Genomic DNA, 23,971 nt, shown 5'->3' with positions numbered 1-23,971 from the left:
TGATGACGCGGCTCCTGTCTCCCGCATCCGCTGAAGCGGACGTTCACAGCGAAGCGAAGGCCTGTCTGTAACGACTGGTCCTGCCGAGCGGGTCAAGACCTACCCTCCGCCGCCTCCTGACACATCCGGCCGCTCCAGCGCGAAGCGCGCCTCCACAACCAAGCTGCCGGAACAAATCCCCAGGTCAGCCCCCTTCCCATCCTTTGGCACTCCGCCCAGGAGACGAACCTGCACAGGATGAGGTTCGCGTCTGCAGCGTCAGCATCGCCGCCGCACACCTCTTACAGTCCTCTCCGCCACAGCCGCGCTCGGAGAACAACGCGGCGAAGTCCGGCCAGACCGTCAACCCGCGCCACCGCTCGTCGATCTCCGGCGCGGAGTACTCCGTGCCGACAACCTCCACTCCTTCGCGGTCGACGACGGCATCCGGGTCGACCTCGGTCTCCAGCGCCGCCACCCGAGCACTGTGCACACCGTCGGACTCGTCCCGGCGGAACCGATCCGCGCTTCCGCTGGAGCCGTCACCGACCACCTGGTCGGACTCGGCGACCGACCGCAGCGCCGCCTGCTCGACGCCGCATCGTCGACCAGTACACCCTCAACGAGCCTCCCGGTTCGCGTCGGTTCACGTCGGTCCGCGCAGATCGGGCCAGGTCGGGGCAGATTCGGCAGAACCACCCGTTCGGGTGGCGACCCCACTTGGCGTTGGCAAAAAATAAGGAGCGAGTCGCTCCTTATCCGCTCCTTCACAGCACCCACGAAGATCGTTTCGTAACCGTCCCGTGACCGATTCCAAGATCGGTACGAGCGCACGAAAAAGCCCGCTGACCTGCGCTTATCGCGCCGATCCAGCGGGCTTCCTCAGACCGTCGGGACGACAGGATTTGAACCTGCGACCCCTTGACCCCCAGTCAAGTGCGCTACCAAACTGCGCCACGTCCCGGCCGCATCCCGTTGTCGGGGTGCGCGGATAGCTTAGCGCACCCGACAACGGGCCCCCGACACGGCCCCCCGTGTTGTCGATCGATGGGGTCTGACCTGGGGCGGAAGCCCGTCTGGGACGGGCTTCCGGTTCCCCTCGGTCGACTGCCGTTCCCCCGGATCGACGCCTTGTCACTATGCGTTCGTCGCGGTTCGTGCACTACCGCCGAAAGTCGAGTCATCTCTGTCAACTTTCGACGGACCGGTCGGTAGGTCGGCTTCCAGCGTCCAGCTCCCGTCAGTGCGCTCCGTCGTCGTGAGCCTCCCCCCTACCAGCGCCACGCGTTCCGACAGGCCGTGCAGGCCCGTTCCTCCCGAGTCCGGCGGGGTGGGGCGGGTGGTGGGGACGCCGTTGTCCACGACGATCTTCAGCGTCCCGTCGCGTTGGGACAGTCGCACCTGGACCGGTGTGCCGGGCGCGTGTTTCGTCACGTTGGTCAGTGCCTCCTGGACGATCCGGAACGCCGCTCGGCTCACCGACGCCGGCAGGGCGACCGGTAGGTCCGCATCCAGGGTTATGGTCAAGCCGGCCGCTGTCGCGCGGTCCACCAGTTGGGGGATGTCGTCGTGGCCTTGGTTGGGTTCTGCGGCCAGCAGGCCGAGGGCTGCTCGCATCTCGGCCAGTGCCTCTTTTGCCAGTGCGCGCAAGCGTTTGGCGGTTTCCTTGGTCTCCGGATCGTCCGTGGTCGCCGCCAAGGCCGCCGACTCGACGGCTATCAGGGTGGCGTGGTGGCCCACGGCGTCGTGGATCTCACGGGCGATCAGCGCGCGCTCCGACGCACGGGCGCTGGTCTCCCTCGCCTCCAGTTCCGCTTCCCTCGCCCGGGACACCGCCGCGAGGCTTTCCGTCAGCTTCTCCCGGGTGGCGATCAGCGCCCCGAGGGCCGCTGGGGCTCCCGACATGAACAGGCTGAACGCGTACGTCAGCAGGATCGAGCCCACCCTCAACTGCTGGTCCACCACCACTAACGTCGCCGGCAAGGTCGTGGTCGCCGCTACGCACAGCATCATCACCAACGGTGGCGACTTGCGACCGACGCGGTACAGGGCCACGACGGCGGGGGGCCAGCCCAGGCCGCCCGCCAGGGCCGGGAGGCAGGCCACGACCGCGAGCCACGGGTGCCAGTGGCGCAGGGGCAGGAGGGCGCAGGCGACCAGGGCGGCGGGGATGGACCACGGGTGCGGGCCGCCGTCCGCCAGGAGCACCATCGCGGCGGGCACCACGACGGCCAGCAGCTCCACGACGATCACCACGCACCGCCCACCTGGTGGGCCACCAGCGCCGCCTGCACCCGGTTCTCGACGCCCAGCTTGGTCAGCACCGTCGACACGTAGCTCTTCACGGTCGCCTCGCTCAACCCGAGGCTCGTGGCGATCGCGTGGTTGGACTGGCCGTTCGCCAGCAGCGCCAGCACCTGCTTCTCCCGCGCGCTGAGCGCGTGGAGCTGCGGGTTCTGCCGGAACCTGCCGGCGGTGCGGAAGCGGGGCAGCAGGCGGGCGGTGATCCTCGGGTCGAGGACCGCCCCACCCGCCGCCAGGTCCACGACGGCGCGGGTCAGGGCTTCCGGCTCGGCGTCCTTGAGCAGGAAGCCCTGGGCGCCGAGCTCCAGCGCCGTCGCCACGTAGTCGTCCAGGTCGAACGTGGTGAGCACGGCCACGGCCGGCGGGTTCGTCCACGCCAGCAGGGCGCGCAGCGCGGCCAGGCCGTCCATGCCGGGCATCTGCACGTCGACCAGCGCCACGTCGGGCCGGTACCGCCGCACGGCGTCGAGCAGGGCCGCGCCGTCCGCCGCCTCGCCGACCACCTGCACCCGGCCGTCGGCTTCGAGCAGCACCCGCAGCCCCCGTCGCAGCAGCGCCTCGTCGTCCGCGAGGACCAATCGCACCGGCACGTCGTCAGGCAACCCCATTCGGCCGCCCGGGGCAACACGTCACCTCTTCGGCTTCTTCTCCCGCACCCGCACCGAGATGCGCACCGGGCTGCCCTCGAAGCCGAACTCCTCGCGCAGCTTGCGCTCGATGTAGCGGCGGTAGCCGGCCTCCAGGAAACCGGTCGTGAACAGCACGAACGTGGGCGGCCGGGTGCCCGCCTGGGTGGCGAACAGCACCTTGGGCTGCTTGCCGCTGCGCACCGGCGGCGGGGTGGCGGCGATCAGGTCGCCCAGCCACGAGTTCAACCGTCCGGTGGGCACCCGGGTGTCCCACGAGTTCAGCGCGGTGCGCAGGGCGGGGGCGAGCTTGCGCACGGCCCGGCCGGTCAGCGCGGAGATGTTCACCCGCTCGGCCCACGGCACGCGCACGAGGCCGCGTTCCAGCTCGCGCACCATCGCGTAGCGGCGGTCCTCGTCCACGAGGTCCCACTTGTTGAACGCGAGCACGACCGCGCGGCCGGAGTCGACGGCCATGGTGAGCACCCGCAGGTCCTGCTCGCTGATCGGCTCGGACGCGTCCAGCAGCACGATGGCGACCTCGGCGGACTCGATCGCGGCCTTGGTGCGCAGCGATGCGTAGTACTCCGCGCCGGACGCGAAGTTCACCCGCTTGCGCAGGCCGGCGGTGTCCACGAACCGCCACACCTCGTCGTCCAGCTCGACCAGCGAGTCGACCGGGTCGACGGTGGTGCCGGCGACCGCGTCGACCACCGAGCGCTCCTCGCCGGTGAGGCGGTTGAGCAGCGACGACTTGCCGACGTTGGGCCGGCCGACCAGCGCGACCCGGCGGGGGCCGCCCGCGTTCGCGCCGAACGTGTCGCGCGGCGTCTCGGGCAGCGCGTCCAGGATCTTGTCCAGCAGGTCGCCGGAGCCGCGCCCGTGCAGGCCGCTGACCGGGACGGGCTCGCCCAGGCCGAGGGACCACAGCATGGCCACCTCGCCCATCAGCCGCTCGTCGTCGACCTTGTTGGCGACCAGGATCACCGGGCGCTTGGAGCGCCGGAGCACCTTCACGGCGGCCTCGTCGGTGGTGGTCGCGCCGACCGTCGAGTCGACCACGAACACGATCGCGTCGGCGGTGCTCATGGCCAGTTCGGCCTGCGCCGCGACGGAGGCCATCATGCCGGTGGCGTCGGGTTCCCAGCCGCCGGTGTCGACCACGGTGAACTTGCGGCCGTTCCACAGCGCGTCGTACGCGACCCGGTCGCGGGTCACGCCGGGCACGTCCTGCACGACCGCTTCGCGGCGGCCGATGATCCGGTTGACCAGCGTCGACTTGCCGACGTTCGGCCGGCCGACGACGGCCAGCACGGGCTGCGGCACGACGCCGCCCCCGTCCTCGCCGTCGGTGCCGTCACCGTCGAACGCCGACCACTCGGACTCGTCCGCCCAGGTGCCGTCCAAGTCCGTCATCCTGCTTCTCCGCTCACGCTTCGCCTGCTGTCGAGCTCGGCCACCAGCGTGGCCAAGCGGTCGCGGACCTGCTCGGTCGCCTTCTCCAGCGCCTGCCGACCCTTGTCGGCGGGCAGCTCGAACGGCGTGCCCACGAGCACGTCCACCACGGGTCGGAACCTCCGGCCGGAGCCCTCGGGGCGCCGGGTGCCCCGGCACGCGACGGGCACCACGAGGGCGCCGGTCGAGCGGGCCAGCCACGCCGCGCCCTGCTGGGCCTGCGCCACGTCCCCGGAGCCCCGGGTGCCCTCGGGGAAGACCCCCACGACGCCGCCGCCGCGCAGCACCTGCTGGGCGGCGAGCAGCGGCGCGCGGTCGGGCACGCCCCGGCGGACGGCGAGCTGGCCGATCCGCCGCAGCCCGCGCCCGGCGAGGCCCCGGAACATCTCCTGCTTGATCAGGAACACCACCCGCCGGGGCAGGACCCCGAACAGGATGGGCCCGTCGACCATCGAGCTGTGGTTGGCGACGAGGACCACCGGCCCGGTCCTCGGGATGCCTGCCTGGTCGGCCAGGCGCACCCGGAACGACTTGGCGACCGGGTAGCGGCCGATCAGCCGGCCGAGGTCCATCAGCCAGGGCCAGGTGCTCTCGGGCAGGTCCTCGTTCACCCGGTCACCGCCGCGACCCGCAGCCCGCGCTGCTCCACCAGCTCGACCAGGGCCGCCAGCACGCCGGCCAGGTCTAGGGAGGTGGTGTCCAGCTCCACGGCGTCGTCGGCGGGCCGCAGCGGGGAGACCGCGCGGGTCGAGTCGTAGGTGTCGCGCCGCTGCACGTCGGCCAGCGTCGCGTCCACTGTGGACGTGCGGCCGGACGCGTTGTCCTGCTTGGTCCGCCGCTGGGCGCGGGCCTGCGCGTCGGCGGTCAGGTAGACCTTCAGGCCGGCGTCGGGCACGACCACCGTGCCGATGTCGCGGCCCTCGACCACGATGCCGCCGGCGCTGCCCAGCGCGGCGTCGATGATCTCGCGCTGCCGGGCGACGAGCAGTTCGCGCACCTCGGGCACGGCCGACACCGGGGACACCGCGAGGGTCACCTCGGGGCCCCGGATCTCCGCGCCGACGTCCACGCCGTCGACCACCGTGGTCGACCGCTCCGGGTCGTCGCCCTGGTCGAGGCGGGTGGCGCGGGCGACCTCGGCGACGCGCGCGGCGTCGGCCGGGTCCACGCCCGCGCGCAGCACCGCGAGCGCCACCGCGCGGTACATCGCGCCCGTGTCCAGGTACCGCGCGCCCAGCGTCGCCGCCAGCCTGCGCGCGGCGGAGGACTTGCCGGTGCCGGACGGCCCGTCGAGGGCCACCACGCCACGCAGCTCACCGTGTCCCACCGGGTTTTCCTCCTCGCACGCGTGCCCTGTCGTCAACCTCCTATTGTGCCTGGTGTGAACCGTCACACCCGAATCGGCCCGGGTCGGGGGCGGTGAGCCGTGCGCGGGCCCGGGTCAGTCGAGGTCGGCCAGCAGGAGACCGCTGCGCGGCTTGGGGGTGAAGTAGGTGCTTTTACGGGGCATCCGGCCGCCGGACGCGTGCACCGCGAGCACGTCCGCGACCGGCACGGGTGCGATCAGCAGCAACGCCTCGACGTCCAGCGGCACGCCGTTGGTGACGGGGCGCACGTGCGGGCTCTCCGGGTCCAGGCCGAGGGCCTTCTCCAGCAGGTGCGACTCCACGACGGCGTGGTCGAGCCCGGACGGCGGCAGCCCGACGCGCAGCGCCCGCGCGCCGGCCACCGCGACCACCACGCCCGGTGACGGCCGGGTGGACGGGTCGGTCGCGGTCACGTCGAGGCCGATCCCGCGCCACGCCGCCGCCAGGTCGTCCAGGCCGAGCCCGGTGCCGACCAGGGCCCGGTGGATCGGCCCGACGCGCAGGTCCGGCCCGGCCGTGACGAGCGCGAGCAGCCCGGTCAGGCCGGCGGCTGCCGCCGCCGCGACCCGGTGGTTGCCGTCGGCGACCATCAGCGGGTGCGCGCCGGCGGCGGCCAGCAGGGCGTCCTGGTGGTGACCGGGCCCGACCAGCCACAGCCAGTGCCGCCGGCCGCCCGGGTCGACCACGGACACGGCGGGCGCGGAGTCGACCTCGGCGACCAGCCGGGTCAGCTCCGAGCGCTCGGGCACGACTTCGGCACCCCGCTGCCCGTCGCCGGGCACCGGCACCAGCAGTGCGGCGCTGGTCACGCAGCCCAGCCCGGCCAGGACGCCGGCGCGCTCGGCGACGACGTCGGGGTAGACCTCCTCGGTGTGCCCGACGGCGGAGGGGTCGGCCAGGCACAGCAGCCCGTACGCGGTGCCGTCCGGTCCGTCCACCCGGTAGGGCGCGACCACGTCTGAGACCTGCCGGTACGCGGTCCGCCGCAGGTGCGCCAGAGTGCTCCTGGCCTGCGGTAACGCGTCGAGCAGGCGGAGCCCGGCGGCCAGCGCCGACGGGGTGCGGTGCGGGTGCTGCACCGCCAGCAGGGTCTCGCCGCGCGCGGCGGCCAGCGCCGCCACCACCCGCTCGGGCTCGGCGAACTCGTCCACGTCCGGACCCGGCACCCGGTCCCGGACCACCCAGCCGCCGCGCACGGCCCGCACCCGAACAGTCATGCCGATTATGATGGTTGGCATGAACGTCGAGGTCACGCCCTTGCCGGGAATCGGCACCCGACAGGACTTCATGATCCGAGCCGGCCGCAGGATCGGGGTGATCACCTACCGCGACGGGAAGTTCGAGCTGATCGTCTCCAGCAAGGACGACCCCGACAACTGCTCGGCGTCGATACCGCTGACACCGGTCGAGGCGGGCACGCTGGCCGGCCTGCTGGGCGCCCCGCAGCTCGTGGCGCACCTGGAGGACCAGCACCGCGACGTGGCGGGCATCTCCACCAAGCAGTTCCCGATCGTGCCGGGCTCGACCTTCGACGGCCGCACGCTGGGCGAGACCGAGCTGCGCACCCGCACCGGAGCCTCGATCGTGGCCGTGGTGCGCTCGGGCGCGGTGCACCCGTCGCCCCGGCCGGACTTCCTGTTCGCGGGCGGCGACCTGGTGGTCGTGGTGGGCACCGTCGACGGGCTGGCCAAGACAGCCGACATCCTGGACGGCTGAGCGTTGCACGACACAGCGATCGCACTGGTCCAACTCGGCGCGGTCTTCTTCGGCCTGGGCTTGCTGGGGAAGGTGGCCTGGCGGATCGGCATCTCGCCGATCCCGCTCTACCTGATCGGCGGCCTGGCCTTCGGGCAGGGCGGGCTGATCCCGTTGCACGGCATCGAGGACTTCTCGCACATCTCCAGCGAGATCGGCGTCATCCTGCTGCTGCTCCTGCTCGGCCTGGAGTACTCGGCGGCCGAGCTGATGACCGGTCTCAAGCGGTCGTGGATGGCCGGTGTCGTGGACATCGTGCTCAACGCCGCACCGGGCGCGATCGCCGCGCTCGTCCTGGGCTGGGGACCGGTGGGCGCGCTGGCGATGGCGGGCGTCACCTACATCTCCTCCTCGGGGATCATCGCCAAGGTGCTCGGCGACCTGGGCCGGCTGGGCAACCGGGAGACCCCGGTGGTGCTGTCGGTGCTGGTGTTCGAGGACCTGGCGATGGCGGTGTACCTGCCGATCCTGACCGCCGTGCTGGCGGGCGTGAGCTTCGTCGGCGGGCTGACGGCGGTCGGCGTCTCGCTGCTGGCGATCACCGTGGTGCTGGTGATCGCGCTCAAGTTCGGCAAGTACGTCTCGGCCGTGGTGGACAGCCCCGACCCCGAGGTGTTCCTGCTCAAGGTGCTCGGCTCGGCGCTGCTGGTGGCCGGGGTTGCCTCGCAGCTCCAGGTGTCGGCGGCGGTGGGCGCGTTCCTGCTCGGCATCGCGATCTCCGGATCCACGGCGGAGAACGCCACCCGGATGCTGGAACCGCTGCGGGACCTGTTCGCGGCGATGTTCTTCGTGGTGTTCGGGTTGAACACCGACCCGCGCTCGATCCCGCCGGTGCTGGGGCTGGCCGTGGCGCTGGCCGTGGTGACCACGCTGACCAAGGTCGCCACCGGCTGGTGGGCCGCGCAGCGGCAGGGCATCGGCAAGCTCGGCCGGGCCCGCGCGGGCGCGGCCCTGGTGGCGCGCGGCGAGTTCTCCATCGTCATCGCCAGCCTCACCGTGGCCTCCGGCGCGGTGGACGGCGAGCTGGCGGCGCTGGCGACGGCCTACGTGCTGCTGATGGCCGTGCTGGGCCCGGTCGCCGCCCGGGTGGTGGAACCGTTGGCCCGCTTGGTAGGCCGAAAGCGTGACGCTCGGCCCGCCACGGCCTGATCCGGTATCGGAGCGGCGGCGCACGACCTCGGACATGACGCAACCACCCCACGTTCGGCCGCTTGAACCCGACCGGTCACCGGGGTTGCACTTGACTGCCGCCCAACCCCGAAGGGGGTCGTCATGCCCGAGGACACCAACACCACCACCGGCCGCTACCTCGTGCTGCTGGAGGACAACGCGGTGGCGGCCGGCGCGCGCGAGATGAACCGCGTCGCCGGCATCTCCGCCGCCAGCACCGTCGAATCCGTCACGCCGGAGGACCTCGCCGCTGCCGACGGGATCATCTTCCAGGAGCTCGGCGTGGCCGTGGTCAACGCCGCGCCCGAGCAGGTGACGCGGTTGGCCCGCGCCGCCGACGAACCCGGCCCGATCGCGGTGGTCGAGCCGGAGCGGGTGGTGCGGGCGCTGACCGCGCCCGCGCCGCAGGAGACCTGCTCCACCCTGGTGGACGAGAGCGTGTTCACCTGGGGCCTGCAGGCGATCGGCGCGACGCTGAGCTCCGCGAGCGGCGCGGGCGTCCGGCTGGCCGTGCTGGACACCGGCTTCACCGTCGACCACCCGGACTTCACCGGGCGGACCGTGCTCACCAACTCGTTCATCGCCGGCGAGGCGGTGGACGACGCGCACGGCCACGGCACGCACTGCATCGGCACCGCCGCCGGACCCCGCAAACCCGCCAGGGGACCCGGTTTCGGCGTCGCGCACGAGGCCGAGATCTACGCGGGCAAGGTGCTGTCCAACGCCGGATTCGGTTCCGACGGCGGGATCCTGAACGGCATCGCGTGGGCCGTCGCCAACGGGTGCGCCGTCGTCTCGATGTCGCTGGGCGCGGCGGTCCGGCCGGGCACGCCGTACTCGCAGATCTTCGAGCAGGCCGCCCAGCGCGCGTTGGGCAAGAACACGCTCATCGTCGCGGCTGCGGGCAACGAGAGCAGGCGGCCGGGCGCGGTCGCCCCGGTCGGCCACCCGGCGAACTGCCCGTCGATCCTGTCCGTGGGCGCGGTCGACGACCAGCGCGCCATCGCGTTCTTCTCCTGCGGCACGGTCGACACCGTCGGGCAGGTCGACGTGGTCGCGCCGGGGGTGAACGTGTACTCCAGCTGGAACGGGAAGAGCGAGGACACCCGGCACAAGCGCATCCAGGGCACCAGCATGGCGACCCCGCACGTGGCGGGGGTCGCGGCGCTCATGGCGCAGCGGTACAACGCCCGGGGCTGGGAGCTGTGGGCGCGGCTGATGCAGTCCGCGCGCCGGTTGGGCTTGCCTTCCACGGACTTGGGTGCAGGATTGGTGCAGGCTCCCTGACACCGACCGCCGGAGGCGCCCGTGGACGAAGTCGTGGTCTCGGTCGCCGACGACAGCCTCTCCCGGCTGGGCTCGGTGGTCGCGGCGCTGCGGGAGGCGGGCCTCGACGTGGACGACGTGCTGGAGGCGCTGGGCGTGGTCACCGGATCGGTCGCCCCGGAGGCGATCGGGAAGCTCCGGGACGTGCCCGGCGTCGCCGCCGTGGAGCGGCAGCGCGCGGTGCGGCTGCCGCCACCGGTCTGACACCCCGGACGGCCGACCGCCGGCGCTCCCCCGCCCGGCACGCCCTACGCTGGGCGGGGCAATCGACCCACCATCGAACACGTGTTCTATGATCACGGCCGGGTCGAGCCGGAAGCGCAGAGAGGAAACGAGAACGTGCAGGCGGACACGCTCGTGGAGCAGGAAGACCAGGTGGACGCCGTGGCGCCCGCCGAGCCCGTGCAGCAGGACGAAGCAGCCCCTGCCGCACCCCCGAAGCAGGAGGAAGCGACCCCGGCGGCCAAGCCCGCGAAGCCCCGGGCCGCCAAGAGCACGGCCAAGAAGACCCGCACGGTGGAGCTGACGCTCACCGTCACCGGCACGGCCGACGGCGAGTGGCAGGCCGACCTGGTGCACGGCACCAAGCGGGTCGTGCAGGGCCTGTCGATCTCGGCCGCAGCCGTGTCCAAGGCGGCCAAGGAGCTGCACGAGGACATCGCCGGCGGCATCGAGGAGGTCATCGAGGCCGCCCGCTCCCAGCACCGCACCCGCATGGAGGAGCTGGAAGCCGAGCTGGCCAAGGTGAAGGCCGCGCTCGCCGAGCTGAGCGAGGACTGACGAGGCCGGGGCCGCCCACTTCGAAGGGGCGGCCCCTCCCCCGTCACCGCGACGGGTCCAGCACCAGCTTGCCGGTGGTGCGCCGCGACCGCAGGTCGACGTGCGCCCGGCGCGCCTCGGACAGCCCGTACTCGCCCCCGGCGACGACCCGCAGGTCACCGGCGAGCACGAGGTCGAACAGCTCACCCACCGCCCGGTGCACCACCCGGCCCGGCAGCCGGAAGGCGTGCGGCAGCCACATGCCGACGACGGCGGTCGAGTGCGACAGCAGCCGGGCCGGTTCGACGGCGGCGGGCTCCTCCCGCCCGGCCACGCCGTAGAAGGCGAGCCGGCCGAACGGTGCCAGCGCCGCGATGCCCTGGTCGGTCACCGCACCCCCGACCATGTCCAGCACGACGTCGACCGGCCGCCCGTCGTTGGCCTCCCGCAGGGCCGCCGTCAGGTCGGCGGACCGCGAGTCGACCACCACGTCGGCCCCCAGCTCCAAGGCCAGGGCGCGCTTCCGCTCGGAGGACGCCGTGGCGATGACCCGCCCGGCACCCCACCGCTTGGCCAGCTGGACGGCGATCGACCCGACCCCGCCGGCACCGGCGTGGACGACCACGCTCTCGCCGGGTTCCAGGTGCACGCTCTTGCGCAGCAACAACCACGCCGTGGTGCCCTGCACGACGACGCTCAGCGCGGTCAGGTCGTCGATGCCGTCCGGCACGTCGAACGCGGTCCCGGCCGCCACCACCGCCTTCTCCGCGTACCCGCCCGCACCGGAAGCCGTGAGCCCGACGACCCGGCGCCTCCCGCCGTCGTCCTCGACCCACCCCACGACTTCCCCGCCAGGCACCAACGGCAACTCCATGCCCGCCAGGTACGAGTTCTCCACCTGGTGCGTGTCCGCGTAGTTCACCCCCGCGCGGCTGACGTGCACCAGCAGCTCCCCGTCACCGGGTACGGGATCGGGCACCGTGGCCCCGTGCAGCACCTCGGGCCCGCCGAATTGGGTGATCTGTATGGCACGCAACGGTTTCAGCCTTCCTGGGACGGATCGTGCAGGATGACGCGCCCACCGTCGGCGGCGCGCGGACCGGGCGGGGTGGGGAACCGGAAGGGTTCGCTGGGCCGGCCCGCCTGGACGTACCAGCACTGCCCGGTCTCCCCGCTGCGCAACACGGCGAGGTACGCCTCCACCACGTCGTCCACGCTCAGGACCGGCATCCCGGCGGTCTCCAGGAACGCCTTGAACCCCGCGATGATCGCCGTGTCCGCGAACCCGGGGCACACCGCGTTGACCGCCACGCCGTCCGCGCCCAGCACCGGCCCCAACGCCCGCACCAACGCGACCACGGCGGCTTTGTTGGCCCCGTACAAGGGATCGAGCGGCATCGCCATCAACCCGGCCATGCTCGCCGTGACCACGACCTGCCCGCCGCTCTTCACCAACTCCGGCAGCGCCGCGTGGATGCCGAACACCACGCCGTCGAGGTTGACCCCCATGACGCTCCGGTAGCGCTCGACGTCGAAGTCGTCCCCGAGCCCGAACCCCGTCGCAACACCGGCGTTGAGCACGACGACGTCCAAGCGACCGAACGACGACACGCAGGCGGCCACCGCCGCCGTGCTCGCCGAGGGATCGCGCACGTCGCAGGCGACGAAGAGCCCGCCCACCTCCGTCGCGACCGCAGCCCCGCCGGCCTCGTCCACGTCCGCGACGACGACAGCGGCCCCCGACGACGCCAACTTCCGCGCGACCCCGACCCCGATCCCGTTGGCACCCCCGGTGACCAGGGCGACCTTGCCCGAGAACTCCACCAGCCCTCCCCGTCCGACCAGTCGGTATGGTCACGGCCCCCACCCCTGGCGTCAAGCGGACCGGCCCGGTAGCTTCGCCGGTAGTCGCCTAAGCGCTTGCTTAGCCCACACGATGGAGGTCGACGTGCCCGGACCGGAAGCACGCGTGGCAATCGTCACCGGCGCCGCACGAGGCATCGGCGCGGCCGTGGCGACGAGACTCGCCCAGGACGGCCTGGCCGTGGCGCTGCTGGACCTGGACGAGGACCGCTGCGCGGAACCCGCCGCCAAGATCACCGCCGCCGGCGGCACAGCCCTGGCCGTGGGCGTGGACGTGAGCGACGGCACCGCCGTGGACCGGGCCGTGCAGCGGGTCGCGGACGAGCTGGGAGCCCCCACCGTGCTGGTGAACAACGCCGGCATCCTGCGCGACAACCTGCTGTTCAAGATGACCGAGGACGACTGGGACGCCGTGCTGGGCGTGCACCTCAAAGGCACGTTCCTGATGAGCCGCGCGGTCCAGCGGTTCCAGGTCGAGGCCCGGTGGGGCCGGATCGTCAACCTGTCGAGCATCAGCGCCCTGGGCAACCGGGGCCAGGCCAACTACTCCGCCGCGAAAGCCGGTATCCAGGGCCTCACCAAGACCCTGGCCATCGAACTGGGCAAGTTCGGCATCACCGCCAACGCCATCGCCCCCGGCTTCATCGCCACCGACATGACCGCAGCCACCGCAGCGCGCGTGGGCGCGGACTTCGAGGACTTCAAGAAGGCGGCGGCCCTCACGATCCCGGTCGGCCGGGTCGGCACCCCGGAGGACATCGCCCACACCGCGTCGTTCCTGGTGAGCGAAGGCGCGGGTTTCGTCTCCGGCCAGGTCGTCTACGTGGCCGGCGGACCGAAGGACTGACTCCATGAGGACCTTCCCCACCCTGGACGCCCTGGGCGAGGCCAAGGGCGAACACCTGGGTCACGGCACCTGGCACGAGATCACCCAACACGAGATCGACCTCTTCGCCGAAGCCACGGACGACCACCAGTGGATCCACGTGGACGTCGAGAAGGCGAAGGCGGGCCCCTTCAAAGCCCCGGTGGCCCACGGCTACCTGACCCTGTCCCTGATCCCCAAGCTGGTCCGCGACGTCTACGCGGTGGAAAACCTGAAGATGGGCGTGAACTACGGCCTGAACAAAGTCCGCTTCCCCACTCCGGTGACCGTGGGATCACGCCTGCGAGCGGGAGCGGAACTGGTCGAACTCACCGACCTGCCACCGGGCAAACAAGCGGTGATCAAGGTGACCGTGGAGATCGAGGGCCATCACAAACCCGCCTGCGTAGCAGAAACCGTCGTCCTTTACATCCCCTGACACCAACACCCCCACATCACACCCCGCCCCCGTCATCCGCGCGCCACCGCAGTCGTGTCATCCCCGTGTGGCCCGCACTTCCGTCATCCTTGGCGGCTCGCCCGTCCGGCGAGGACGCTTTTCACTGATCCCGCAACGACCCCAACAACAGGTCCGCGTAATGCCGTCCGACTTCCTCGGCCGACAACGTCCCACTCTCCCGGTACCAGGAGCCCAGGTGGTGCACCGCCCCGAAGAAGTAGTGGACGGTCAGGTCGGCGGGCACGGTGTCGCGGAAGACCCCGGCGTCCTGGCCCTCCTCCACCAGCGAGCGGAAGCGCTCGTGGTACTTCCGGCGTTCCAGCCGCATGGCCAGCCGCTGCGACTCGGCCAACTGGTCGGCCGAGCGGAAGTACACCTTCGCCTGGTCGAAGTTCTCGACGGACGTCACCACCACGTCCACCGCCGCCGCGTGCAGGCGGTCGGCCACCGCCCCGTCCCCGGCGGCGATCAGCTCCAGCCGCTCGGTCTGCACCCGCAGGAGGCTGCCGTAGATCTCGTGCAGCAGGTCGTCCTTCGACCCGAAGTAGTGGTACATCGCCCCTTTGGTGACGCCCGCGAGGTCGACGATCTCCTGCACCGCCACCCGGTCGAAGCCCTTGTCGGCGAACAACCTGGTGGCGGCCCCGATCAGCCGCTCCGGCACTGTGCCCATGCCGGGCAGCTTAAACGCCCCGCCCCCACCCTTCAGAACTCAGAACTCGGACGACGCCCCGCCACCGGCACCTCACTGGAACACGGCGATCGGCCGGACGACCAGTTCCTTCGCCTCGGCCCGCCACGCCTGCACCCGCCCCAGGCACACCGCGTCGAACAGCCCCTCCGGCAGCGCGTCGTCCAGTCCGGACGCCAGGCACTCCACCCGCACCCGCACGCCGTCCGCCCCGACGTCGGCCAGCAGGACCGTCACGCCGTCCTTCTCCTCCTCGATCGAGAACTCGCCCTTGAGCAACACGTACGCCTTGAGCTTGCGCAACGCCACCGCATCCCCCTGCGCCCCACCACCAGGCGCCGGGCTGCGCTCCAGCGCCGGGCTGCGCACCACCGTCTGGTCGGTCAGGTCGACGTGCACCAGGCTCCCCGCAGCCTCCAGGGCGTCCAGCAGCACGCCCACCACGCTGATCGGCTCGGACCGCTCCAGGTAGGTCTTGACCACCTCCCGCCCGTACGCCACGCCCGCCGCCAGGTCCGGCAGCCCGGGGATGGCCACCTTGCCGTCCTTGGTCACGCCCACCCGGTGCGTGACCTCCTTGACCAGCGCGTCGCCGAAGCCGCCCACCTGGTACAGGTCCATGACGCTCTTCGCGTTGAGGTACAACGTCAAACCGGGCACCTCGCGCACGGGCGCGAACCGGTGGCGTGCCCGCCAGGCCAGGACCAGCGCCACCACCGCCACCACCACCGCGAGCACCGTCACCACCCACACGACCGCCCACGGCCACCACACAGACCACCACAACGCGCGGTCCACCACTTCGGTGCCCTCCCTCTACCCCACCGGCAACTCAGCAGCCCCGCACTTCCCGCACCGCCGCCGCCAACGACCCGGCTTCGGCGTCGATCAGCCGACCACCCGAGGCACCCGCCACCCGTCCCAACTCCTGCGGATCGGCCGACCCGAACCGCACCGCGTACGTCCGGGCGGGGCGCGGCCACGCGGCCAGCAGCTCCTCCACGCCCATCCCCGCGTTGTTCTCCCCGTCCGTCATCACCACGACCGCACCGTCGCCGGCCTGCCGGTAGGCCACGTCCAGGGCCGACCACACCGCAGTCCCGTCCTCTAGCTCACCGCCCAGCAACGCTTGCAGGGCAGCGACGTCCGAGGCTCCGCGCACCTCGACCGTGTCGGCCGCCAGCACCGAACCGGCGAACCGCACCACGGTCACCGACTCCCCGACCCGGAACCCCTCGAAGCCGGTCAACCGCGCGAACGCGTCGCGCAGGCCGTCGATCCTCGGCCCCGCCATGGAGGTCGAGTAGTCCAGCACGTACACCACCCGGCCGGGCTTCCCGGCCCGGTCGTACGCGGCCAGCAACGCGTCGACGACCTGTTGGGAACCCGGGAAGTACAGCGAGGTCCCCAGTTCCGCCCGCAGCGGCCCGGTCCGCTCGACCGCCGGGTCGACCGGCCTGCGGAACGTCTTCATCAACGCCCGCTGCCCGCGCTCGCCCGTCATCCAGGCCACCGCCCGGTCGTAGACGGCCCGCTTCTCCGGTTTCAGCAACATCACCGGGTAGTCCGCCAGCACGATCCCGTCACGCGGGTAGACGACTTCCAGCGGTTCCCGGATCCGACCGGAAGCGTTGAGGGACAACACCGTCGACTCGTAGGTGAGCACCGCGTCGAGCTGGTCCTGCTGCCGCACGTACTCGTCGGCGAGGTCTTCGGCCGCCGCCACGGCCTCGCGCCCGACCAGGAACCCCTGCACCTTGTCGCACCGCACGTCCTCGGGCCGCAGCGCCGCCCCCGTGCCCGCTGCGGCCGTCGCCACGCCGATCAACGCCGCCAAGCCGCTGCCCGCGACCTTCGGGTCGGCCATCAGGTACCTCAGCCCGCCGAGGCCGGCCACCGACGCGATCGACGCCCAGGACGGCGAGTTCTCCTTGAGCCGCCCGGGTTTCACGCCGACCACCACCGGCGACAGCATCACGCTCGTGGCGACCGGGACCGCCGTGCCCGCCAGCCGCAGGTACCGGCTGGTGGACAGCCAGGCCAGGTCGTGCCGGGCACCGCGGCGGATCTCCTCGCCGGCCTCGATCGTGCCCCGGTGGTCCAGCCTCAGGTCCACGCCGGTGTCGCGCCGCAGCTCGTCCAGCACCGGCCCCAGGTCGGCCAGCTCCGCCCCGGCGAGCACGGTCAGCGTCACCGGCTGCGGCGCGGACGTGCACCCGGCGACCAGCACCAGCACCAGTGCCAGGACCGCCCTCACGCGCAGCCACCGACTTCGAGGATCATCCTCTCCAGCAGCTTCCGGTTGGGCAGCCACGTCTCGGTGTCACCGATCCCGCTGGTCGGCGTGGGCAGGCCCCGCGCCCGCAGGTGTTCCGACAGGGCGCCGTAGTCCGACGTCTCGCCGCTCGGGCCGAGCACCCGGAAGCCGAGTTCGAGCGCACGCCGGCGCAGCGCGGGCTCCTCGGAGATCAAGTGCCCCAACCGGTTGCCGGCCGGCGTGAACGCCAGCAGCTCCGGCGCGGTCTCGTGCTGCGCCTCCGGGTACAGCAGGGCGCGGGTGCGGTCCGGCTGCCCGGTCCGCTCCACGACCGCGAGCTGGTGCGCCAGGAACTGGTGCTCGTAGATCACCACGACGGTCCCGAACGTGCGCCCGTCCGGTGCCAGGTACTTGGGCGCGTGGTCGTCGCCGTGCTGCCCCTCGACGTCGAGCAGCGGTTTGATCTCGCGGGCCAGCCGGACCGCCGCCTCGTCGTCCGTCGGCGGGTGGTTGTCGTTGAGCGCGAACGCCAGCATCCCCACGTAGGTCGCGCCGGAGTAGGTGCGGCACGGGTCCGGGATCTGCGTGATGACCCTGTTGTTGTTGCCCGTGCCCAGGTCCGACCAGAACCTGCCCTGCTGCATGACCTTGATCAGCGCGGGCACCGACAGGTCGTAGTAGAGCCCGTCACCGTCCCCCTGCTCGCGCACCACGCCGGCATCGCGCAGCGCCCGCGCGTAGTCGGCGTAGGTGGCCAGCACGATCGGCGTGAAGAACGGCCGGTACGGGTTGGTGGACTTGTTCTTGCGCCGCTCGTAGACGACTTCCACCATCGACTGCCCGGACGGGAACACGAAGTCGTAGTCGTCCAGGTCGTCGCGGTTGACCAGCTCGCGCGACCCCACCGGGGTCATCTGCACCTGGATGCGGTGCGCCATAAGCAGGCGCTTCACCTCGGGGTCCTGGAAGAAGTCGCGCTTGGACCCGATCATCCCCCGCACGACCAGGACCTCCTGCGCGGGCAGCGCCACCGTGCCGGACGCGAACAGCGCGATCGCGCCCGCCAGCGCGACCACCACCGAGATCCCGAACGGCAGCAGGAAGCGTTTGCGGCGGAATACGGAACGAGACGGTTCGACAACCCTGAAACCAGGCTCTTCGGCCACGATTCCCCCGGATGAGAGGTTCTCCCTCAGGGTATGTCGCACCCGGTCGCCATCCGGTTACAAACTCCCCGCCATGCGCCGGCGGTCAGCCCGGCAGGACGTCAACCGCCCACCGTCGCCCCACCATCGACCACGACCGTCGCACCGGTCACGTACCCGCCCGCGTCCGAGGCGAGGAACACCACCGCCGCCGCCAGCTCCTCCGGGTCGCCCATCCGCCCCATCGGCAGCCGCGCGATGTGCGCGTCCAGGTACCCCTCCGGGTACTGGTCGGTCATCTCGGAGGCGAAGTAGCCCGGTGCCAGGGCGTTCACCCGGATGCCCTTGCGGCCGGTCCACTGCTGCGCCAGGTCCCGGGTCAGGCCCAGCACCCCGGCCTTGGACGCCGAGTAGGCGGCCTGCGGCAGCCCGCCCGACACCAGCCCGAGCACGCTGGACACGGTGATGATCGAGCCGCCCCCGGTCATCACCGCCGCAGCGGCCTGCGCCATCAGGAAGGCCCCGTTGAGGTTCACGTCCAGCACGGCCCGGAACTGCTCCGGCGTCTCCCGCGACGCCGGCACCGCCGACGCCACCCCGGCGTTGTTCACCAGCACGCCGACCGCGCCGAACCCGGCGGCGGCCCGCGCCACCTCGCGGCAGTCCTCCGGCCGGGTCACGTCCGCCCGCACGACCAGCGCGCGCCGCCCCGCACCCTCGACCAACGCCGCCGTCTCCGCCAGCCGGTCGACCCGACGCGCCGCGAGCACCACGTCCGCCCCGGCCTCGGCCAGCCCCTTGGCGAACGCCACGCCGAGCCCGGACGACGCGCCGGTGACGATCGCGACCTTCCCGTCCAACCGGAACCTGTCCAGGATCCCCATTCTTAACCTCCACAGTGGACCCCGCGGCCCGCCGAACGCCTCATCGCACCGCAGCGATCTCAACCACCCGCGCCGTGCCGAGCGATGCGCCGAAGCCGCATCGAATCGTCATACTAAGCAGTTGCTTAGCCCTAAGCGCACGCTCAGCCTCCGTTAGGCTGAGCGCCGCTGTCAAGGAGGCCCGATGACCGCCCACGAGTTCGACCTGCTCGACCGGGCGTGGAGCGACATCACCCCACCGGCCGCCCGCCGGATGCTCATCGCCGCCGCCGCCGCGTTCGCCGGGCGGGGCTACCACGCCACCACGACCCGGGACATCGCCGCGCAGGCCGGGATGAGCCCCGCCGCCGTCTACATCCACTACCGGTCCAAGGAAGACCTGCTGTTCCAGATCTCCCGGATCGGCCACACCACCGCGCTCGACGTGCTGACCTCCGCCACCGGCCCGGACCCGGTAGCGCGGACGGCCGCCGCCGTCACGGCGTTCGCCTCCTGGCACGCCGAGCACCACACGACGGCCCGCGTCGTGCAGTACGAGCTGGGCGCGCTGACCCCTGAGCACCTCGCCGAGGTGGTCGTGCTGCGCAGGCGCACCGAAACCGCCGTCCGGGAGATGATCGAGGACGGCGTGGCCTCCGGCGCGTTCCACGTCCCGGACACGCGCGGGGCGACGCTGGCCGTCCTCTCGCTGTGCATCGACGTGGCCCGCTGGTACCAGCCCGCCGGCCACCGCACACCCGCCGACATCGGCAGCCTGTACGCCGACCTCGTGCTCCGGATGCTCGGGGCCTGACCGCCCACGAGCCGCCACACCCCGCGAACGCCGGAGGGCCCCCCGACCGAGCCGGGAGGCCCTCCGCGCGCACACCTAGTGGGCTTGCCTCTTGCCCCAGAAACCGGCCACGAGGCTGACCCCGACAGCGGCGATCGCCACCTGGACGATGATCTCGATCCAGTCGATGCCGGGGGTGTCGTCGACACCGAGCGCCCGGGCCACGAACGTGCCCAGGAAAGCAGCCACGATGCCGACCACGATGGTCAGCCAGACGGGGATGGACTGCTTGCCCGGGGCCACGAGCTTGCCGAGGAACCCGATGATGAGACCCACGATAAGAGCGCTGATGACGCCGCCGATGCCCACGATGCCTCCTGCGGGTTAGTCGCCTTCGAAGAAGTCCCCGACCTCGTCGAGGGCCTCACCGACAATCATCCCACCGAACACGCCGGCCGCAGCCCCTGCGACGATGCCGCCGGCCCCGATTCCCCCACCGTGGTGACCGCCGTGGTGGCCCCCGTGGTGCATCCCGGGCATCCCGTGCACGCCGTGGCCGTGCGAAGATCGCCTGCCGGCGACCTGGTCCATCCACTGGTGCAGGACCCCGGCCCAGTCCGTGCGGATCACCTCATCGTGCGACATGGCGAAATGCCCGAACGTGTCGCCGCCCTGCCGGAACAGGCCACCCCGGCGGTCGGCCTCCAGCACGACGTACAGGTGGTGCGGGTCGGTGACGAACGTCAGCTCGACCTGGCTGATCTTGCTCAGGAACTGCTGCGGCGGCAGGAACTCGATCTCCTGGTAGAACGGGAGCTGCTGCGGCACGCCGTGGATGCGGCCCTGCTCGTTGTCCGCGCGGGTGAACCGGAAGCCCAGCGCGCCGAACGCGCCGAGCACGTGCTCCTGGGAGCGCACCGGGTGCACGGCGACCGGGTCGAGGTCGCCCGGGTCGACCGCGCCGCGCACCTCCAGCTCGGTCCGCAGGCCCATGGTCATGCCGTGCAGCGGGGTGCCGTGCACGACGGTCAGCGGGGTCTCCAGCGGCACCGGGAACTGGAACGGCAGCGCGAGGTGCTGGCCGGGGCCGACCTGGATGCGCCGGCCGACGACGACGCGGGCGAACTCGACGGTGCGGTTGTGCTCGTTGTCGCCGCTCTCCACCTCGACCCTGGTCACCAGCGACAGCTTGACCTCGTCGATGTCGGCGGGGTGGTCGCCGCCGGCGATGCGCACCTCGCCGGTGAGCAGCTCGCCGGGACGCACGTTGGGGTTGGTCAGCACCGTGTCCACGGACGGACCGCCGACTCCGAACGCGCGCAACATCCTCTTGAACACCACGGTGGTCCTCCTGGTGGGACTGTCCGGATCAGGTCCTGGGTGGATTAGCCCAGAAGACGCCTCACCCCGGGCATCGGTTCCACGTGGGCCAACGCTAAGCACAACCCACTTTATGTGATGGCCATCACACCCTACCGGCGCAAGCGCTCCCACGACCGCCCCACGCTCCGTCACGAACACTCCCCCGCACCCCGCCCACGGACCTCCTGCAACCCCGAGACCCCCGCGACACCCCTACAAACACCAGCGACCACCGAAACCGGCCTCGACCGCCCCCGGAACGCTCGAACCGCCTCGCGAAGCCTCCGATCAGCGTCCGAACCCGCCTTGCACGCCGTGCACGAACACGCCGCTCCTACCGTCCACCGTGAAATGTCAATCGGGTGACGTGCGGAACGTTGCCGACGTGCCGTACGTTGCGGTGCCGTGACCACTCTCCTGGGACGGTTCAAGCAGCGGCTGCGCCGGTTCGCGCAGAAGCCCGGCTCCGCCGACCTCACGCCGTACCGCAAGCTGCTCGCCGAGGTGAACGAGCAGGCGGACCGCGTGAGCGCGCTCAGCGACGCGGAGCTGACCGAGGCGGCGGCGAAGCTGCGGGAGAGGTCCGGGTTCGGACGCCCCGAACTGGTCGAGGTCTGCGCCCTGGGGCGCGAGGCCGCCGACCGGGCACTCGGGCTGCGGCCGTTCGACGTGCAGGTCCTCGGCGCGCTCGGCCTGCTCGAAGGCCACGTCGTGGAGATGGCCACCGGTGAGGGCAAGACCCTGTCCGGCGCGATCGCCGCCGCCGGGTTCGCGCTGCGCGGCGACCACGTGCACGTGGTGTCGGTCAACGACTACCTCGCCCAGCGCGACGCCGAGTGGATGGGTCCGCTCTACGAGCTGCTCGGCGTGTCCGTCGGCTGGGTCAGCCAGAGCAGCAAGCCCGAGGAGCGCCGCACCGCCTACGAGGCCGAGGTCACCTACGCCTCGGTGTCCGAGCTGGGTTTCGACGTGCTGCGCGACCGGCTCGCCACCGACGAGGCCGACCGGATCGTGCCCGCGCCGCGCGTCGCCCTGGTGGACGAGGCCGACTCGGTGCTGGTGGACGAGGCCCGCGTGCCGCTGGTGCTGGCCGGCTCCACCGCAGGCCCCGCCGTCGACCCGGCGCTGGCCGACCTGGTCAAGCGGCTGCGCCGCGACCTGCACTTCGAGGTCGACGACGAGGAGCGCAACGTCTACCTCACCGGTGCCGGCTCCGAGCTGGTCGAACGCGCCCTCGGCGGCATCGACCTGTACTCCGACGAGCACGTGTCGACCACGCTGAGCAAGGTCAACGTGGCGCTGCACGCCCAGGTCCTGCTGCACCGCGACGTCGACTACATCGTGCGCGACGGCAAGGTCCACCTGATCAACGACACCCGGGGCCGGATCGCCAAGCTCCAGCGCTGGCCGGACGGCCTCCAGGCCGCCGTCGAGGCCAAGGAGGCGGTGGCCACCACCGACTCCGGCGAGGTGCTCGACTCCATCACCGTCCAGGCGCTGCTCAGCCGCTACCCGACGGTGTGCGGCATGACCGGCACGGCGGTCGCCGTGGCCGAGCAGCTCCGCGACTTCTACCAGCTCGAAGTGCTGGTCATCCCGGCCAACGTGGAGTGCGTGCGGGAGGACGAGGCACCCCGGCTCTACACGACGCTGGAGCTGAAGGAAGCCGCCATCGTCCAGGAGATCAAGACCGTCCACGAGACCGGGCGGCCGATCCTGGTCGGCACGCTCGACGTGGCCGAGTCCGAGCGGCTGTCCCGCAAGCTCGCCGAAGCCGGCCTGGAGTGCGTGGTCCTCAACGCGAAGAACGACGCCGAGGAGGCGTCGATCATCGCCGACGCGGGTTCGTTCGAGCGGATCACCGTGTCGACCCAGATGGCCGGTCGCGGCACCGACATCCGGCTGGGCGGCCACGACTCGACCGACCACGAGCGGATCTCCGAGCTGGGCGGCCTGTACGTGATCGGCACCGGCCGGCACCCGTCGTCCCGGCTGGACGACCAGCTGCGCGGCCGGGCGGGCCGCCAGGGCGACCCCGGCGGCTCGGTGTTCTTCTCCTCGTTGCAGGACGACCTGGTGGCGCAGTACGTGCCCGACCACGACGAGCCCGCCGAGGTCGAGGAGGACGGCCGGGTGGTCGACACCGGCACGCTGCACACCGTCGAGCACGGGCAGCGCGTGGCCGAGGGCGTGCACCTGGAGATCCACCGCAACACCTGGCGCTACAACAAGCTGATCGAGCACCAGCGGACGTTGATGCTGGAGTACCGCGACGAGCTGCTGACCACCGACAAGGCGTGGGAGGAGCTGGCGGCGCGCAAGCCCGAGCGCGCCGAGGAACTCGCCGACCTCGACCGCGACGTGCTGGTGGGCGCGGCCCGGCTGATCGCGCTGCACCACCTCGACCAGCGGTGGAGCGACCACCTGACGTTCCTGACGGACCTGCGCGAGGGCATCCACCTGCGGGCGCTGGCCCGGCAGAACCCGCTGGACGAGTTCCACCGCGAGGCGATCCCGGCGTACCACCGGATCGTGCCGGACGCGTGGGACGAGGCGGAGGAGACGTTCGCCAAGGTGGAGATCGACGCGGAGGGCGCGCACCTGGCGGAGGCGGGCGTGCAGCGCCCGAACACGACGTGGACCTACCTGGTCAACGACAACCCGTTCTCCTCGGGCCTGGAAGAGACCTTCAAGGGCTTGGTGAAACTGGTCCGCCGCCGCTAAGGGGTCTCGGCGATCCCGGGCTCGGCGTCGGACTGGTGACCTGGCTGCTTGGCGTCGGACCGGCGGTTCTCCTGGCTCCGAACCGGTGGTGTCGGCCTGGCGTCGGACCGGTGCTGCTCCGGGCCGGCGTCGGGTGTCGCCGGGCGGCACGCCTGCCGGTCGCTCTCCGGGGCAGCCGCGCACGCGTGCGGCTGCCCGGGGCCCGGG

The 23,971-nt window shown here is 71.9% G+C and carries 25 protein-coding genes and 1 tRNA gene; 9 read left to right on the top strand and 17 right to left on the bottom strand.

The window, feature by feature from the left end:
- Positions 1–184: 184 nt before the first annotated feature.
- The 8 genes from AB0I60_RS04790 to AB0I60_RS04755 all read right to left on the bottom strand — a co-directional run bounded on the left by AB0I60_RS04790 (position 185) and on the right by AB0I60_RS04755 (position 6,948).
- Positions 185–457: a hypothetical protein gene (locus tag AB0I60_RS04790; RefSeq protein WP_360725877.1), complete on the bottom strand. Its 273-nt coding sequence runs from the start codon at positions 455–457 to the stop codon at positions 185–187.
- A 412-nt stretch (positions 458–869) separates the two neighbouring features.
- A tRNA-Pro gene (locus AB0I60_RS04785) sits at positions 870–943 on the bottom strand.
- Between the two features lie 173 nt (positions 944–1,116).
- On the bottom strand, positions 1,117–2,235 hold the full coding sequence (locus AB0I60_RS04780) for a histidine kinase (protein ID WP_360725876.1): 1,119 nt from the start codon (positions 2,233–2,235) through the stop codon (positions 1,117–1,119).
- The gene (locus tag AB0I60_RS04775; RefSeq protein WP_360725875.1) at positions 2,229–2,891 is read right to left on the bottom strand and encodes a response regulator transcription factor; all 663 of its coding nucleotides are present in this window, start codon (positions 2,889–2,891) and stop codon (positions 2,229–2,231) included. Before AB0I60_RS04775 ends, AB0I60_RS04780 begins: the two co-directional genes overlap by 7 nt.
- A 21-nt stretch (positions 2,892–2,912) precedes the next feature.
- Positions 2,913–4,325: a ribosome biogenesis GTPase Der gene (gene der, locus AB0I60_RS04770; RefSeq protein ID WP_360725874.1), complete on the bottom strand. Its 1,413-nt coding sequence runs from the start codon at positions 4,323–4,325 to the stop codon at positions 2,913–2,915.
- Complete coding sequence (locus tag AB0I60_RS04765) at positions 4,322–4,936, bottom strand: lysophospholipid acyltransferase family protein (protein WP_360726806.1); 615 nt, start codon at positions 4,934–4,936, stop codon at positions 4,322–4,324. Before AB0I60_RS04765 ends, der begins: the two co-directional genes overlap by 4 nt.
- Positions 4,937–4,971: 35 nt before the next feature.
- Positions 4,972–5,691: a (d)CMP kinase gene (gene cmk, locus AB0I60_RS04760; RefSeq protein ID WP_360725873.1), complete on the bottom strand. Its 720-nt coding sequence runs from the start codon at positions 5,689–5,691 to the stop codon at positions 4,972–4,974.
- Between the two features lie 114 nt (positions 5,692–5,805).
- Positions 5,806–6,948: a DUF1015 family protein gene (locus tag AB0I60_RS04755; RefSeq protein ID WP_360725872.1), complete on the bottom strand. Its 1,143-nt coding sequence runs from the start codon at positions 6,946–6,948 to the stop codon at positions 5,806–5,808.
- Between the two features lie 19 nt (positions 6,949–6,967).
- Between AB0I60_RS04755 and AB0I60_RS04750 the strand changes: the two genes are divergently transcribed.
- The 5 genes from AB0I60_RS04750 (at position 6,968) to AB0I60_RS04730 (ending at position 10,762) form a co-directional block, all read left to right on the top strand.
- Positions 6,968–7,447, top strand: a complete 480-nt coding sequence (locus AB0I60_RS04750) for a TrkA C-terminal domain-containing protein (protein ID WP_360725871.1) — start codon at positions 6,968–6,970, stop codon at positions 7,445–7,447.
- A 3-nt stretch (positions 7,448–7,450) separates the two neighbouring features.
- A complete protein-coding gene (locus AB0I60_RS04745; RefSeq protein ID WP_360725870.1) occupies positions 7,451–8,635 on the top strand; it encodes a cation:proton antiporter in 1,185 nt (394 codons plus the stop codon).
- Positions 8,636–8,758: 123 nt separating this feature from the next.
- Entirely contained in the window at positions 8,759–9,943 is a 1,185-nt protein-coding gene (locus tag AB0I60_RS04740) for a S8 family serine peptidase (RefSeq protein WP_360725869.1), read from the top strand.
- 21 nt (positions 9,944–9,964) lie between these two features.
- The gene (locus AB0I60_RS04735; RefSeq protein WP_360725868.1) at positions 9,965–10,186 is read left to right on the top strand and encodes a hypothetical protein; all 222 of its coding nucleotides are present in this window, start codon (positions 9,965–9,967) and stop codon (positions 10,184–10,186) included.
- Between the two features lie 81 nt (positions 10,187–10,267).
- Positions 10,268–10,762: a DUF6319 family protein gene (locus AB0I60_RS04730; RefSeq protein ID WP_360725867.1), complete on the top strand. Its 495-nt coding sequence runs from the start codon at positions 10,268–10,270 to the stop codon at positions 10,760–10,762.
- Between the two features lie 43 nt (positions 10,763–10,805).
- On the opposite strand, the gene AB0I60_RS04725 is transcribed toward AB0I60_RS04730, so the two are convergent.
- On the bottom strand, positions 10,806–11,777 hold the full coding sequence (locus tag AB0I60_RS04725) for a zinc-binding dehydrogenase (RefSeq protein WP_360725866.1): 972 nt from the start codon (positions 11,775–11,777) through the stop codon (positions 10,806–10,808).
- A gap of 5 nt (positions 11,778–11,782) precedes the next feature.
- Entirely contained in the window at positions 11,783–12,565 is a 783-nt protein-coding gene (locus AB0I60_RS04720; RefSeq protein WP_360725865.1) for an SDR family NAD(P)-dependent oxidoreductase, read from the bottom strand.
- Positions 12,566–12,677: 112 nt separating this feature from the next.
- On the opposite strand from AB0I60_RS04720, the gene fabG reads away from it, so the two are divergent.
- Positions 12,678–13,451 (top strand): 3-oxoacyl-ACP reductase FabG, encoded by a 774-nt coding sequence (fabG, locus tag AB0I60_RS04715; RefSeq protein ID WP_360725864.1) that lies wholly within the window; start codon positions 12,678–12,680, stop codon positions 13,449–13,451.
- A 4-nt stretch (positions 13,452–13,455) separates the two neighbouring features.
- Positions 13,456–13,908, top strand: coding sequence for a MaoC family dehydratase (locus tag AB0I60_RS04710; RefSeq protein ID WP_360725863.1), 453 nt, complete (start codon positions 13,456–13,458; stop codon positions 13,906–13,908).
- A gap of 121 nt (positions 13,909–14,029) precedes the next feature.
- Here the strand turns inward: AB0I60_RS04710 and AB0I60_RS04705 are convergent, their stop codons facing one another.
- The 5 genes from AB0I60_RS04705 to AB0I60_RS04685 all read right to left on the bottom strand — a co-directional run bounded on the left by AB0I60_RS04705 (position 14,030) and on the right by AB0I60_RS04685 (position 18,906).
- Positions 14,030–14,602 carry a TetR/AcrR family transcriptional regulator gene (locus AB0I60_RS04705; RefSeq protein WP_360725862.1) on the bottom strand — a complete coding sequence of 191 codons (573 nt, stop codon included), beginning with the start codon at positions 14,600–14,602 and terminating at the stop codon, positions 14,030–14,032.
- Positions 14,603–14,674: 72 nt separating this feature from the next.
- Positions 14,675–15,418: a hypothetical protein gene (locus AB0I60_RS04700; protein WP_360725861.1), complete on the bottom strand. Its 744-nt coding sequence runs from the start codon at positions 15,416–15,418 to the stop codon at positions 14,675–14,677.
- A gap of 34 nt (positions 15,419–15,452) precedes the next feature.
- The gene (locus AB0I60_RS04695; protein ID WP_360725860.1) at positions 15,453–16,877 is read right to left on the bottom strand and encodes a VWA domain-containing protein; all 1,425 of its coding nucleotides are present in this window, start codon (positions 16,875–16,877) and stop codon (positions 15,453–15,455) included.
- A complete protein-coding gene (locus tag AB0I60_RS04690; protein WP_360725859.1) occupies positions 16,874–17,956 on the bottom strand; it encodes a hypothetical protein in 1,083 nt (360 codons plus the stop codon). Before AB0I60_RS04690 ends, AB0I60_RS04695 begins: the two co-directional genes overlap by 4 nt.
- 188 nt (positions 17,957–18,144) lie before the next feature.
- Entirely contained in the window at positions 18,145–18,906 is a 762-nt protein-coding gene (locus AB0I60_RS04685; RefSeq protein ID WP_360725858.1) for an SDR family oxidoreductase, read from the bottom strand.
- Positions 18,907–19,090: 184 nt separating this feature from the next.
- Between AB0I60_RS04685 and AB0I60_RS04680 the strand changes: the two genes are divergently transcribed.
- Positions 19,091–19,699 carry a TetR/AcrR family transcriptional regulator gene (locus AB0I60_RS04680; RefSeq protein ID WP_360725857.1) on the top strand — a complete coding sequence of 203 codons (609 nt, stop codon included), beginning with the start codon at positions 19,091–19,093 and terminating at the stop codon, positions 19,697–19,699.
- A 75-nt stretch (positions 19,700–19,774) separates the two neighbouring features.
- On the opposite strand, the gene AB0I60_RS04675 is transcribed toward AB0I60_RS04680, so the two are convergent.
- Positions 19,775–20,047 carry a GlsB/YeaQ/YmgE family stress response membrane protein gene (locus AB0I60_RS04675; protein ID WP_360725856.1) on the bottom strand — a complete coding sequence of 91 codons (273 nt, stop codon included), beginning with the start codon at positions 20,045–20,047 and terminating at the stop codon, positions 19,775–19,777.
- Positions 20,048–20,062: 15 nt separating this feature from the next.
- Positions 20,063–21,016, bottom strand: coding sequence for a sporulation protein (locus AB0I60_RS04670; protein WP_360726804.1), 954 nt, complete (start codon positions 21,014–21,016; stop codon positions 20,063–20,065).
- A 429-nt stretch (positions 21,017–21,445) separates the two neighbouring features.
- On the opposite strand from AB0I60_RS04670, the gene secA2 reads away from it, so the two are divergent.
- Positions 21,446–23,764 (top strand): accessory Sec system translocase SecA2, encoded by a 2,319-nt coding sequence (gene secA2 / locus AB0I60_RS04665; protein ID WP_360725855.1) that lies wholly within the window; start codon positions 21,446–21,448, stop codon positions 23,762–23,764.
- The last annotated feature ends 207 nt before the right edge of the window (positions 23,765–23,971 follow it).

Source organism: Actinosynnema sp. NPDC050436 (assembly GCF_040655415.1).
Taxonomy (GTDB): Bacteria; Actinomycetota; Actinomycetes; order Mycobacteriales; family Pseudonocardiaceae; genus Actinosynnema.
Note: the sequence above shows the minus strand (reverse complement) of the source record. Positions and strands in the feature narration are given on the sequence as shown.

Coding starts and splice junctions, on each gene's coding strand:
- AB0I60_RS04775 (WP_360725875.1), bottom strand. CDS start 2,891: ATGGGGTTGCCTGACGACGTGCCGGTGCGATTGGTCCTCGCGGACGAC.
- der (WP_360725874.1), bottom strand. CDS start 4,325: ATGACGGACTTGGACGGCACCTGGGCGGACGAGTCCGAGTGGTCGGCG.
- AB0I60_RS04765 (WP_360726806.1), bottom strand. CDS start 4,936: ATGGACCTCGGCCGGCTGATCGGCCGCTACCCGGTCGCCAAGTCGTTC.
- AB0I60_RS04755 (WP_360725872.1), bottom strand. CDS start 6,948: ATGACTGTTCGGGTGCGGGCCGTGCGCGGCGGCTGGGTGGTCCGGGAC.
- AB0I60_RS04750 (WP_360725871.1), top strand. CDS start 6,968: ATGAACGTCGAGGTCACGCCCTTGCCGGGAATCGGCACCCGACAGGAC.
- AB0I60_RS04740 (WP_360725869.1), top strand. CDS start 8,759: ATGCCCGAGGACACCAACACCACCACCGGCCGCTACCTCGTGCTGCTG.
- fabG (WP_360725864.1), top strand. CDS start 12,678: ATGGAGGTCGACGTGCCCGGACCGGAAGCACGCGTGGCAATCGTCACC.
- AB0I60_RS04710 (WP_360725863.1), top strand. CDS start 13,456: ATGAGGACCTTCCCCACCCTGGACGCCCTGGGCGAGGCCAAGGGCGAA.
- AB0I60_RS04705 (WP_360725862.1), bottom strand. CDS start 14,602: ATGGGCACAGTGCCGGAGCGGCTGATCGGGGCCGCCACCAGGTTGTTC.
- AB0I60_RS04685 (WP_360725858.1), bottom strand. CDS start 18,906: ATGGGGATCCTGGACAGGTTCCGGTTGGACGGGAAGGTCGCGATCGTC.
- AB0I60_RS04680 (WP_360725857.1), top strand. CDS start 19,091: ATGACCGCCCACGAGTTCGACCTGCTCGACCGGGCGTGGAGCGACATC.